The following is a 12735-nucleotide window of genomic DNA, read 5'->3' as shown; positions in this document are numbered from 1 at the left end:
GCGCCGCTCTTACGATTCCCCACTCCCTATTCCCCATTCCCGGCGGGCGTCAACGCGCCAACGGAAACAAGCCAAACAACAATCCGCCGCCCAGCATCAACAGCGAAATCAGCACCGCCCACTTGAGCGTGAAGCGTTGATGGTCGGCGAAATCGACCTTGGCCAGGCCGACCAGAAGATAGGTCGATGGCACCAGGGGGCTGAGCAGGTGCACCGGCTGGCCGGCGAGCGAAGCGCGGGCCATTTCCACCGGCGTGATGCCGTAATGGCTGGCGGCTTCGGACAGGATCGGCAGCACACCGAAATAGAACGCGTCGTTGGACATGAAAAACGTAAACGGCATGCTGACGATCGCCGTGATCACTGCCAGATACGGGCCCCAGCTGTCGGGAATGACGGCCAGAAAACTGCGCGACATCGCTTCGACCATGCCGGTGTTGGACAGGATGCCGGTGAAGATGCCGGCGGCGAAGATCAGCGACACCACCGACAGCACATTGCCGGCGTGATTGACCAGGCGGCGGCGCTGCTCGGCCAGGTTGGGGTAGTTGATCATCAGCGCCAGCGCGAAGCCGATCATGAACAGCACCGGCATCGGCAGCACACCCTTCACCAGCGCGCCCATCAAGACCAACGTCAACAGCAGATTCACCCACAGCAGCTTGGGCCGCTTCATGTCCTCGGTGTCTTCCACGCGCGGCAGGGCGTCGTTGTCTTCGGGGATGCTGGTTTCCAGCCAGTTGCCGTCCGCCGGCAGGCGCACCACGCCCAGGCGGCGACGCTCGCGCATGCCCAGATACCAGGCCAGCGTGAGAATGCCGGCGATCGCCAACACCATGGCCGGCACCAACGGCACGAACACATCGGCCGGATCCACATGCAGCGCGGTAGCGGCACGCGCGGTGGGGCCGCCCCACGGGGTCAGGTTCATCACGCCGCTGGCAAGGATGGTGACGCAGGTCAGGTTGAGCGCGTTCATGCCCAGGCGCTGGTACAGCGGCAACATCGCAGAGACGGTGATCATGTAGGTGGTCGAGCCGTCGCCGTCGAGCGAGATCAGCAGCGCCAGGATCGCCGTACCCATCACGATCTTCAGCGGATCGCCCTTGACCAGGCGCAGGATGCGGCCGACCAGCGGATCGAACAGCCCGGCATCGATCATCACCCCGAAATACAGGATGGCGAACATCAGCATCACGCCGGTGGGCGCGATCTTCTTGATGCCTTCTAGCATCATGTCGTTGATGCCGGTGCCGAAGCCGCCCAGCAACGCGAACACGATCGGCACCGTGATCAGAGCCACCAGCGGCGACAACCGCTTGCTCATGATCAGGTACATGAAGGTGATCACCATTCCGAAACCGAGCGCGGTCAGCATGCGGGCAAATCCTTTGAGGCGTACAGCAGGGGGAGAGTGGAGCTCAGGGGTGCGCAGGATGCGCAGCGCCGACGATGCAGGTATGCGGTTGCTGCGGAAGGCACGCGAGATAACGCAAGCGCGGCGCTGCGCGCGGGTATGCCCAGGTAGCAGCGCATAGCACCGGGATGCACGAACGGCGTGCGCACCTCGGTCGTTCCGAATGCCGACACGATGCAGTTGCGCATCAGAAGTCGTACTGGAAGCGGCCGGTTACCGCCAGCGTGTGGTCGACCACCGCATCCATGGTGCGGTCGCGGTTGCGGCTATCGATCACGTTGAGCATCACGCGCAGGTTCGGCTTGAAGTACCAGTTGCCGCCCAGCGTCCACGACTGCGTGCTGGCGTTGATGAAGTCCGGTTGCCCGTCCAGATGCTGGTTGCCACGCATGTAGTCGTAGCGTAATGCCAGCTCGAACGCACCGGAGGGACGGTTGGGCGTGGCGATGCGGCTGAAGCGGCCGGTCTTGCGGTCGTAGCCGCGCGATTCGCCGGTGACGAACCAGCTGACCAGCCCATAGCTGGCCAACACCTTGGCATGCTGCGCGCCATCGTCGAGCAGGCCGCCGCTGAATTCGCTCTGCCACGACCACGGGCCGAGCACTTCGGCGTATTCCAGCGACCACTTGTCGAAATCGGTGTCGCGGCCATCTGCAAAGCGTGCCAGGGTGATGCGGCTATTGTTGGCCAGATCGTTTTCCGGACGTGGGCGGATCAGCAGCGACGAAGCGCCCCCACTGCCCGGATGCGAATAGCGCTCGTGCGCCAGCGAGATACCGAGGTGGCGCAAGCGTGCCTCGCCCATCTCCGGCGCGTAGGTCAGGCGCGTGCCGAGCGCGCCGCCCTTGGTCGAGGAATTGTCGATGCTTTCCAGGCTGTAGGCGGAAGTGGACCAGGTCGCATCCGGGCGATTGGTCTGCCAGGAAATGGCCTTGCGGTAGATCGGCGCCAGCGTGGTCGAGGCGTAGCCGCGTTCCAGGAACGGGCCGTAGTTGGAGCCGGTGCGATCGTCCAGCGAGAAGTACTGCTTGAACTGGCCAACGGTCAGCGTGCCGGCCGAAAATTTCTTGGCGATATAGACATCGCGCGCCAGGATGCCGCGGCTGCCCGGTTCGTATTGCAGTCCGGCGAAATCTGCCTCGGCCTTGTAATTGAACCCGTAGAACTTGCCCGACACATCCAGCCACACGCGGCGGAACTGGGTGTCGTTGGGTTCGCGCGCACCGCGGTCGTCGTTGTCGAACACGGTGAAGTCCCAATGCACGCGCCCGCCCACCTCGGCAGTGACCGGGCCGGCCTCGTCGGCGGCATGTGCCGCCGGTGCCAGGCAGATCGCCGCGCAGGCACCGAAGGCACGCAAACGCAAGGTGTCGTTGCTCACAGACCCTCCCAGGTACATGTGTGAATCACGTTTGGCGATGCGCCGCACAACCGCCGCGGCGTGTTGGCAGCAGCCTAGTCCGGCGAAGCTGTCATGGACCTGTCAGTGCGTGGGAATGGGGAATCGGGAATGGGGAATCGCAACAGCGGGATTCCGGCAACGGGTGCCTAGGTGTAGAAGCTTTTGTTCTCCGGGCCTGTTACCTTCCGGCCGCGACCAACCGCCGTTCCGATTCCCCATTACCTATTCCCCAATCCCCATTCACGAATCCCTGCCACATGCGCCTTCTCCTAGTCGAAGACAACGCCGACCTCGCCGATGCGATCGTGCGGCGCATGCGCCGTAGCGGGCATGCGGTGGATTGGCAGGCCGATGGGTTGGCGGCGGCGAGTGTGCTGCGGTATCAGAGCTTCGACCTGGTGGTGTTGGATATCGGATTGCCCAAGCTCGACGGGCTGCGGGTGCTGGCCGGCATGCGCGAGCGGGGCGACACCACGCCGGTGCTGATGCTGACCGCGCGCGATGGCATCGAAGACCGCGTGCAGGCACTGGACGTCGGTGCCGACGATTACCTGGGCAAGCCGTTCGACTTCCGCGAGTTCGAAGCGCGTTGCCGGGTATTGCTGCGACGCAGTCGTGGCCAGGCCAGCGAGGTGGTGCAGATCGGTGGATTCGTCTTCGACAATGCCGCGCATACGCTGCTGCTGGATGGCGTGCCCATCGAGTTGCCCAATCGCGAATATCGCCTGTTCGAAATCCTGATCGGACGGCTCGGGCAGGTGGTGGGCAAGGACGAGATCGGCAACGGCTTGTTCGGCTTCGACGATGACGCCGGGCCCAATGCGATCGAGCTGTATGTCGGCCGGCTGCGGCGCAAGCTGGCCGCCGCGCCGTTGCGTATCGTCACCGTGCGCGGTGCCGGTTACAAACTCGAAGAAGCCGACCCCCATGCGCCGGTGGAGCCGGGCGTCGATGGCTGAGCCGCTGGCAGTGGCACCGTCGATCCGGCGCACCTTGCTGCTGTATCTGGGCAGCCTGTCGCTGCTGGGTGCGGTGGTGCTGTTCTTTGCCGCACGCGATTACGGCGAGCGGGCGGCCAACCGGTCCTACGATCACCTGCTGGCGTCCTCGGCCCTGTCGATCATCGACAGCGTGGCGTTGGTCGGCGGCGACTGGCAGGTGGATCTGCCGTATGCCTCGCTGGATCTGCTCGGCATGGCACCGGAAGACCGCGTGTTCTATCGCGTGTTCGATGCACAGGGCCGCACCATCACCGGCGAAGACACGCTGCCGCTGCTGCCGCGTGCGCCCCGCGACGAGCGGCCGCTGTTGTTCGATGCGCAATACAGCGGCGAGCCGGTGCGCTTTGCGGTGGTGATGCATCGGGTGGCCTCGGACTCGGGGCAGGGCGAGGTGCGCGTGCAGGTGGGCCAGACCCGGCGCGCACGCGATGCGGTGGCGCGCGATGTGGTGCTCAACGCCTTGGTGGCGATCGGCGTGCTGTCGTTGCTGGCGCTGGGCCTGGTCTGGCTGGGTGTCTACCGCGCGTTGCGGCCGCTGCAGCGTATCGAGCGCGACCTGTCGCGACGCGAACCCTCCGACCTCAAGCCGCTGAACGTGCCGGCGCCGCAGGAAATGCAGTTGATGGTGAGCGCGCTCAACCGGTTCATGGCGCGGCTATCGTCCAGTAACGAAACCCTGCGCGCGTTCATGGCCGAGGCCGCGCACCAGATGCGCACGCCGCTGGCGGCCTTGCGCGCGCAGGCGCAGCTGGCGATGGACGACGACGACCCGCACGAGATGCAACGCAGTTTGGTGGCGATCGAGCGCAACGCCAGCCACATGAGCCGCTTGCTCAATCAGTTGCTCAGCGATGCCAGCGTGATCCATCGTGCCAACCTGCAGCGATTTGCCACCGTGGATCTGGCCGACGTCTTGCATCAGGCCCTGCACGAAGCACTGCCGCGCAGCCCAGCTGCACCGCGCGTGCAGCTGGCGATCGACCCGAAGCCGGCGCTGCTGCGTGGTGATGCACTGCTCCTGCGCGAGGCGCTGAAAAACCTGATCGACAACGCCTGCAAATACGGTGCCGGCGGCCCGCTGCAGGTGGCGCTCACCAGCGACGGCAACCATCACGTGCTGACCATCGCCGATCATGGCCCCGGCATTCCGCCTGCCGAAGCCGAGCGGGTGTTCGAGCGTTTCGTACGCGGGGCGGATGCGCCGGCCGGCGGCGCCGGGCTGGGGTTGGCCATCGTCAAGCGCGTGGTGGAAGCGCATGGTGGGCGCATCGATCTGGCCAACCGCATCGGTGGCGGCTTGATCGCCTCGATGCATTTTCCCGGAGGAGGCGCGTGATGCGGCGGAGATGGATGCTGGCGATGTGGATGCTGGTAGTGCCGCTGGTCCATGGCATAGCCTGCGCGGCGCCAGGCGATGTGCGTCGCTTTCCTGCACAGGGCCCGGTGCGTGTGCAGCTGCGCGTGCAGGGCTCCACCGACCTGGAAGTGTTCGGTGCAGTCATCCGCGACTATCAAAGGCTGCACCCGGGCACCGAGGTGATCTACGAAGATGTCATCGCCTGGGACATCTACGACCGTTATCTGCATCCAAGCCATGGCGCACCTGCTGCAGACATGCTGATCAGTGCCAGCATGGACCTGCAGACCAAACTGGTGAACGACGGCCATGCGTTGACGCATCGCTCCGCACAGACCGAGGCCTTGCCGGCATGGGCGCAATGGCGGCATGAAGTGTTCGGCATCAGCTACGAGCCGGTGGCCATCGTCTACAACACACGCAAGCTGGATGCCGCCCGCGTGCCGCGCACGCGCCGGCAATTGCTGGCGTTGTTGCGCGCGCCCGATGCACCGCTGCGCGGCAAGGTCGGCACCTACGACGTCGAACGCAGCGGCGTGGGGTATCTGTTCGCGACCCAGGACGGCCAGGTGGGCAGTATCGCCGGGGCGCTGCTCGCGGCGCTGGGAGCCAACCGGGTGGCGTTGGAAGAGCGCACCGGCAGCCTGCTCGATCGCGTCAGCCGTGGCGAGCTGCTGCTGGCCTACAACGTGCTTGGCTCCTACGCACAGGCCCGCATCGATGCGGGCGCGCCGCTGGGCATCGTGCAGCCGCAGGACTACACGCTGGTGGCGTTGCGCACGGCAGTGATTCCCAAGACGGCGCCGCATGCGCCGGAGGCGCGCCGGTTTCTCGACTATCTGCTCTCGCCGCGCGGCCAGCAGGTGCTGTCGCGCGAGGCGCGGCTGATGCCGATCCTGCCGGCCGCCGGTGGCCGTGGCGGTTCGGCGCAGCCACCGTTCCGCCCGATCCCGCTCGGTCCCGGTCTGCTGGTGTATCTGGACAAGCTCAAACGCCGCCAGTTCCTGGATGCCTGGCGGGCAAGCACGCAGCCGCCGCGCTAGCGCGTGTTGTGCACTTTGAGATGCGATGCGTTGGCCGTCGGCGGAGCGGGTGCTGCGTGGCGCCGGCTTGGCTGGCGCCAAGGCAAGCCGCGCGGCGGCCGCTCCGTGCCGCTGGCGGGCCAACCCTGCGGGAAGCGCCCTGTGGCGCGCCGAGACCGCGTTGCGCGCCTTGCCCAAGCGGCCAGCCTGGGCAAGGCGCACGCCTCGCCTGGGCGCGCCACAGGACGCGTCGCACTCACCTCAAAGCGCGTGGCACGCTCTTGGGCAGGGTATCGGCGGCGGCACATGTGCCAGACTTGGCGCATGGCCGATCTCACCATTCTCGTCGCCGACGACCACCCGCTGTTCCGCGCCGCCGTCATCCACGTGCTGCAGCAGACCCTGCCGCAGGCCAACGTGGTGGAAGCCTCCAGCGCCGCCACCTTGAGCGCAATGCTGCGTTCGCACCCGCAGGCCGAGCTGGTGCTGCTGGATCTGGCCATGCCCGGTGCACGCGGTTTTTCGGCGCTGCTGCATGTGCGTGGCGAGCACCCGGACATTCCGGTGGTGGTGATCTCCTCCAACGATCATCCGCGGGTGATCCGGCGTGCGCAGCAGTTCGGTGCGGCCGGATTCATTCCCAAATCCACGCCGGCCGAATCGATCGGCACCGCGGTGGCCAGCGTGCTGGAAGGCGGCACCTGGTTCCCACCGATGACGGCCGAGCGCTCGGAGGCCGACGCACAACTGGCCTCCAAACTCGCCCAGCTCACCCCGCAGCAGTTCCGTGTGCTGCTGAGCCTGGCCGATGGCCTGCTCAACAAGCAGATCGCGCACGAGCTGGGCCTGGCCGAGAACACCGTCAAGGTGCACGTCACCGCCATCCTGAAAAAGCTCGACTGCTACAGCCGCACCCAGGCCGCGGTATTGGTCAAGGCGCTGGAGCCGGAAGGCGAGGGCTGATCCAGCGTGCGGCGTGGATCGCTGCGCATTGCGGTCTGCAGCAGGCGCAACGCGTCGCCGATGCAGCGGTGCGAGGCCCGGCGATCAAGCATGGCAAGCAGCCCGTTTTTTCAATCGCCCTAAGCCGGTGGCTGCCGATAGAACACCATGCCGCCATGATGCAGCTCATCATCGGTGACGAAGCGGCCATCGGCGGTGAAGCCGGTGTCGTCCCAGTATTCGATGTGAGTGCCGGTGATTTCGTAGCGCCCCTGGTAGGCGCTTTGGCGTGTGCCGCGGGCTTCGTCGTAGCGGCCGTTCGGCAGGAGTTCCTGCCGGATCCGTCCGTCGCCGGTGACCCACATGCCGAGATAGGGGTGTGCTTGCATTAGATGTCCTGGTTGCTGGGTCGCGATAGTGGTGGGCGCCGTGGGCGGTTGCGTCGCTGCCGCGAACGGGCAGGCGAGCGCCGAGCCGGCGCCCAGCGCCACCGCGATGGCGGCTTTCATCGGTCTTTCGCTCATGGGCTGGCCCTGCGTTGCAGTTGGCGATGGCCGCGCTGCAGCACGGCGTCGTAGGCGGGCAGGTCGAGGAAGGCGTTGACCTCGACCGCCTTGCCATCTGCCATCCGCATGATCCATGCGTAGCGATTGCGATAGCTGCTGCCATCGCGCAGCGTGGCCACGCCTTCCCACTACACGATGACGTGCTCGCCATCGGCCCAGAGGCGTTGCTGTACCGGCCGCAGTGGCGAGGCCAGGCGTTCGCTCAGCGGACGCACCGCCGCCTCGACCAACACGTCGCGACCACGCAAGGTGCCGGCACTCGGACCGGAGCCTTCGATGGTCCACACCACCTCGGGCGACAGCAGCGTCTCGAAGATGCCGCTGCCCCCGTTTTGCCACTGCGCGAAGGCCGCTTCGACGATGCGCTTGTTGCAGATGGGCGCCGGTTGCCCTGCACAGGGGTCTGTGGATGCAACGTCATTGCCTGTGGCGCCGACGTTGCCCGCGAACGCGGCGGCGACAAGCAGCGCTGCCGCCGCGAGGGTTGAGAGTCTGGTCATGGCTGCTCCGTGGTGGTCAGGTGCGCAGCTGCACGTGATGGGTGCCGTAGATCAACTGCTGCGCCATCGGCCTGCCGATGAAGCGTTCGGGGAAGATCGGCGGCACTGCGCTGACCGCGTCCAGGCGCGCAACGTGCTCATCGCTGAGCACGATCTCCAGCGCGCCGAAATTGTCTTCGGCCTGCTGCAAGGTGCGTGCGCCCATCACCGGCGACACGACGGCGGGGTTGCGCAAGGTCCAGGCCAGCGCCACCTGCGAGCGCGATGCGCCCAGTTCATCGGCGACCGCACCGACCACATCGGCGATCTCCAGCGAGCGTGCATTGAGATGCCCGGTCGAGGCGATCACGCCCTTGCGGCTGCTCGACACCTCTGCCGCATTGTCGTCGGTCAGATCGGCGCGGCTGTATTTGCCGGTCAGGATGCCGCCGCCCAGCGGCGACCACGGCAACACGCCCAGGCCGAGTTCGCGCGCCATCGGCAGCAGCTCGTGTTCGACGCTGCGTTCGACCAGGCTGTACTCGATCTGCAGCGCCACCAACGGCGACCAGCCGCGCAGGTCGGCCAGGGTCTGCAATTGCGCCACGCGCCAGGCCGGCGTATTGCAGATGCCCAGATAGAGCACCTTGCCCGCTTGCACCAGATGCTCCAGCCCGCGCATCACTTCGTCTGGCGCGGTGGTGAAATCCCAGGCGTGTAGGTACAGCAGGTCGATCCGGTCGGTGGCAAGTTGGCGCAGGCTGGTTTCCACCGAGCGAATCAGGTTCAGGCGATGATTGCCGCCGGAATTGATGTTGTCCGCATCGCGTGCCATGGTGAATTTGGTGGCCAGCACGAAGCGTTCGCGTCGGTCCTTGACCAACTCGCCGAGGATGCGTTCGGAGCCGCCATTGGTGTAGTTCACCGCGGTGTCGATGAAGTTGCCGCCGCGGTCGGCATAGGCGTCGAAGATGCGCTTGGCTTCGCCTGCATCTGCGCCCCAGCCCCAGGCTTCGCCGAAGGTCATGGTGCCCAGCGACAGGGGCGAGACGCGCAGGCCGGAACGGCCGAGCAGGCGGTAGTGGTCCAGTGAGCGTGGCTGATGCATGCGTGATGTCTCCCGGTCGTGACGTGGTGCGTGTGCCAGCCACTGTGCCGCGGCGCGGGGAGCAAGCGTGAGCCTGGTTATCCGGCATCCTTGCCTGATCGTCCGAATGGCCGATGCAGCGCCAGCGCGCAGGCAGTGTGTTGCGAAACGTGGGAGTTGCGGGGTCACGTTCGAGGTGGGTGGTTGCCCAATGCGAACGCATGCACTGCGCCTGGAATGCAATGGCTTCGTCGCGTCGGACGCAGCACCGCAGGCAAGCGTCTATGCTATGGCGACCGCCATCGAACACTGAAGCTGCGGCACCGTGACCATCAAATTCGATCTCAACGATCTGCAGGCATTCCGTGCGGTTGCCGAGAACGGCAGCTTTCGCCGCGCTGCCGAACGCATCCGCATCACCCAGCCGGCGCTCAGCCGCAGGATCGACAAGCTCGAGTCGGCGTTGAACGTCAAGCTGTTCGAGCGCACCACGCGCAAGGTCACCCTCACCACCGTCGGCCAGGCGTTCATGCCGCAGGTCGAGCGCATGCTCGATGACCTGGACATGGCGCTGATGAGCATCGGCGATGCAGGTTCCAGCAGGATGGGGACGGTAACCGTGGCCTGCGTGCCATCTGCCGCGTACTACTTCATGCCGCAGGCGATCCACGGGCTGCATCAGTTGTTTCCGAAGATCCGCATCCGGCTGTTCGACGGCAGTGCCAGTCACGTCAGTGCGGCAGTGGCTTCCGGCGAAGCGGATTTCGGGGTCAGCTTCAGCGGCAACCTGGCGCCGGAGGTGGAGTTCGAACCGTTGTTGCAAGAGCGCTATGTGATTGCCTGCCGCCAGGACCACTCGCTGTCCGGGCGCGCACAGGTCAGCTGGCAGGAGGCCTACGCTTACGACTACATCACGCTGGACAAGACATCGGGCAACCGGCTGGTGCTGGATCGGGCGCTGGCTGCATTCACGCCGGACAAGCCGAGCATCTGCGAGACCCGACATGTCACCACGTTGCTGGGATTGGTAGAGGCCGGCGTCGGTATTGCCGCCGTGCCTTCCATCGCCATGCCGTCCGGCCCGCATCCGGTGCTGGCGGCGGTGCCGCTTGTCGAACCGGAGGTATCGCGCAACGTGGGGCTGCTCAAACGTCGCGGACGCACGCTGACACCCACCGCGCTCGAACTGGCGGAACTGGTGCGCCGGATGCCCGCACGTTCAAGGTGACACCGGATCCAGGCCGGTCATGCGCGCAACCGCCTGCGCCTCACCCGACTGCAGGTACGCCAGCAGGCGCCTGGCTGCTTCGGGGTGCTGTGCGTTGACCGGCACACCGGCCGCGTAGCGCGTGATCGACTGCAACGGCTCGGGGATCTTGCCGACAAACTCCACGCCTGCCACCGGAAGCAGCTCGGCCACCTGCTGAAAGCCGAGCTGATAGCTGCCATCGGCCACCACCGTGCCCACCGGGATGCGCGGAATCTTCTTGCTCTTGGCCATCATCGGGCCCTGGATCTGCAGCTGCTTGAACAGCGTGGTCTCGATGTAGACGCCGCTGGCGCTGTCGGAATAGGCCACCGAATCGGCGTGCAGTAGCGTGTGTTTGAAGTGCTCGACGCTGTCGATCGTGGGCTTGGGTGCACCGCTGCGCACCACCATGCCGATCCTCGAATCGGCCAGTTCCACCCGCGATGCCGCATCGACCACGCCGGCATCGATGAGCTTCTGCAACGCGCTCCCCACCATGATCACCACATCGGCAGGCTCGCCGCGTGCGAGCCGGTTGGGAATGGCTTGTGGCGTTTGGCCCATGGACGGGCCAAGCAGGGTGGTGATCTTCGCTCCGGTCTGCTTGGTGTATTGCGGCGCCAGGCGTTCAAAGGCGGCGGTGAAGCCGCCGGAGGTCATCACGGTCAACTCCTGCGCGCCTGCCGTTGTCGCCAGCAGGACCGTTGCAACCATCGCACCCAGCCACTTCTTCCACATGGCGTGCCTCATTTGGTAGCCCCTGCCGCAGCATGGCCGCTCGCCGGCGCTGGATTGGCTTGGCGGCGATACAGAAACAGCGTGGCTCCCAGTGCGCACACCGCTGCGAAGACCAACCAGTAGCCAGGCGCGGCCTTGTCGCCGGTGACGTGGATCAGCCAGGTGGACATCACCGGCGTAAAACCGCCAAACACTGTGGTCGCCAGGCTGTAGGCAAGCGAAAATCCCGCCACCCGCACATGCGCCGGCATCCGCTCGGTGAGCGCCGGGATCATGGCGCCGTTGTAGATGCCGTAGATGAAGGACAGCCACAGCAGCGCCTGCAACATATGCGCAAAGCTCGGTGCGGCCGCAAGCAACGCAAGCACCGGATAGGCGGTCACGCTGCACACCACCGCCATAGTCACCAGCAGCGGCTTGCGTCCGAAGCGGTCGCTGAGTGCGCCCCCGATCGGCAGCCAGATGAAATTGGAGACGCCCACCAACAGCGTGACGATCAACGCATCGCCGGTACTGAGTTTGAGCACGCTCTTGCCGAAGGTGGGGGCGTAGACGGTGATCAGATAGAACGCGGTCGTCGTCAGCGCGACCATCAAACCGCCGGCAATCACGGTGCCGGCATTGTCCGCCAGCCCGCGCATCACCTGCTTCATCGTGACCGGCTGCCGGCGCTGGGCAAATTCCGCCGTCTCTTCCAGGCTTCGCCGCAGCAAGAAGATGAAAGGGATGATGACGCAACCGATGCCGAATGGAATCCGCCAGCCCCACTGCGCCAGATCCTGCGGCGCCATCAGCTGGTTGAGCGCAAACCCGATCGCGGCCGCACCGACGATGGCGAGCTGCTGGCTGGCCGATTGCCAACTGGCGTAGAAGCCGCGCCGGCCCGGTGTGGCCATCTCGGCCAGATACACCGACACCCCGCCCATTTCGGCGCCGGCCGAAAAGCCCTGCAGCAAGCGCCCAAGCAGCACCAGGGCCGGGGCCCACAAGCCGATGCTGGCGTAGCCTGGCACCAGCACGATCAGCACGGTACCGCTGGCCATGATGGCCAAGGTGACGATCAGGCCTTTGCGGCGCCCGACATCGTCGATATAGGCACCCAGGATCACCGCACCCAGCGGCCGCATCAAAAAGCCTGCGCCGAACACGGCGAAGGTCATCATCAGGGACGCGAATTCGTTGTTCGCCGGAAAGAACGCCGCGGCGATCTGAGTGGCGTAAAAACCGAACAGGAAGAAGTCGAACTGTTCGAGGAAGTTGCCCGAGGTCACCCTCAGCACCATCCCGAGTTTCGACTGTTGCGTTGCCTCGCTGCGGGAACTGCGCATAAATCGCCCTCCACGATAGATATGCATGGACGTATGACATCCGAGGCACTCGATTCTGGTCGAGATGGTGGATGTTGATAATTGCTGCTTTCTCATCGATTGATGCGCGTTGAGCATCGGCCCGAGGCCGCAGTCCGCGACGTGCAG

General features: G+C 65.6%; 11 protein-coding genes and 1 pseudogene. 5 read left to right on the top strand and 7 right to left on the bottom strand.

What is annotated here, in order from left to right; all coding sequences use genetic code 11:
- Positions 1–49: 49 nt before the first annotated feature.
- Positions 50–1378 carry a CitMHS family transporter gene (locus tag FLG15_RS17245; protein WP_057679486.1) on the bottom strand — a complete coding sequence of 443 codons (1329 nt, stop codon included), beginning with the start codon at positions 1376–1378 and terminating at the stop codon, positions 50–52.
- 226 nt (positions 1379–1604) lie between these two features.
- Positions 1605–2798 carry an OprO/OprP family phosphate-selective porin gene (locus FLG15_RS17235; RefSeq protein ID WP_017157498.1) on the bottom strand — a complete coding sequence of 398 codons (1194 nt, stop codon included), beginning with the start codon at positions 2796–2798 and terminating at the stop codon, positions 1605–1607.
- Positions 2799–3076: 278 nt separating this feature from the next.
- Here FLG15_RS17235 and FLG15_RS17230 point away from each other — a divergent pair, with 278 nt between their 5' ends.
- The 4 genes from FLG15_RS17230 (at position 3077) to FLG15_RS17210 (ending at position 7162) form a co-directional block, all read left to right on the top strand.
- A complete protein-coding gene (locus tag FLG15_RS17230; protein ID WP_017157497.1) occupies positions 3077–3778 on the top strand; it encodes a response regulator in 702 nt (233 codons plus the stop codon).
- Complete coding sequence (locus FLG15_RS17225) at positions 3771–5156, top strand: sensor histidine kinase (RefSeq protein WP_150146874.1); 1386 nt, start codon at positions 3771–3773, stop codon at positions 5154–5156. Before FLG15_RS17230 ends, FLG15_RS17225 begins: the two co-directional genes overlap by 8 nt.
- A 14-nt stretch (positions 5157–5170) precedes the next feature.
- Positions 5171–6220 carry an ABC transporter substrate-binding protein gene (locus tag FLG15_RS17220; RefSeq protein ID WP_150147727.1) on the top strand — a complete coding sequence of 350 codons (1050 nt, stop codon included), beginning with the start codon at positions 5171–5173 and terminating at the stop codon, positions 6218–6220.
- A gap of 303 nt (positions 6221–6523) precedes the next feature.
- Positions 6524–7162 carry a response regulator gene (locus FLG15_RS17210; protein WP_003483405.1) on the top strand — a complete coding sequence of 213 codons (639 nt, stop codon included), beginning with the start codon at positions 6524–6526 and terminating at the stop codon, positions 7160–7162.
- 119 nt (positions 7163–7281) lie between these two features.
- Here the strand turns inward: FLG15_RS17210 and FLG15_RS17205 are convergent, their stop codons facing one another.
- From FLG15_RS17205 to FLG15_RS17195, 3 genes and pseudogenes are all read right to left on the bottom strand, one after another.
- A complete protein-coding gene (locus FLG15_RS17205) occupies positions 7282–7650 on the bottom strand; it encodes an Atu4866 domain-containing protein (protein ID WP_057679675.1) in 369 nt (122 codons plus the stop codon).
- 11 nt (positions 7651–7661) lie between these two features.
- Positions 7662–8207: pseudogene (locus FLG15_RS17200) on the bottom strand (nuclear transport factor 2 family protein).
- A gap of 16 nt (positions 8208–8223) precedes the next feature.
- Complete coding sequence (locus FLG15_RS17195) at positions 8224–9294, bottom strand: aldo/keto reductase (protein WP_057679673.1); 1071 nt, start codon at positions 9292–9294, stop codon at positions 8224–8226.
- A 304-nt stretch (positions 9295–9598) separates the two neighbouring features.
- Here FLG15_RS17195 and FLG15_RS17185 point away from each other — a divergent pair, with 304 nt between their 5' ends.
- Complete coding sequence (locus FLG15_RS17185; protein WP_057679671.1) at positions 9599–10501, top strand: LysR family transcriptional regulator; 903 nt, start codon at positions 9599–9601, stop codon at positions 10499–10501.
- Here FLG15_RS17185 and FLG15_RS17180 read toward each other — a convergent pair.
- On the bottom strand, positions 10493–11260 hold the full coding sequence (locus FLG15_RS17180) for a substrate-binding domain-containing protein (protein WP_057679670.1): 768 nt from the start codon (positions 11258–11260) through the stop codon (positions 10493–10495). The two genes, FLG15_RS17185 and FLG15_RS17180, sit on opposite strands and share 9 nt — an antisense overlap.
- Positions 11261–11268: 8 nt before the next feature.
- On the bottom strand, positions 11269–12615 hold the full coding sequence (locus FLG15_RS17175; protein ID WP_057679669.1) for an MFS transporter: 1347 nt from the start codon (positions 12613–12615) through the stop codon (positions 11269–11271).
- Between the last annotated feature and the right edge of the window lie 120 nt (positions 12616–12735).

It is taken from the genome of Xanthomonas phaseoli pv. dieffenbachiae, from assembly GCF_008639345.1.
Classification (GTDB): domain Bacteria; phylum Pseudomonadota; class Gammaproteobacteria; order Xanthomonadales; family Xanthomonadaceae; genus Xanthomonas; species Xanthomonas phaseoli.
Note: the sequence above shows the minus strand (reverse complement) of the source record. Positions and strands in the feature narration are given on the sequence as shown.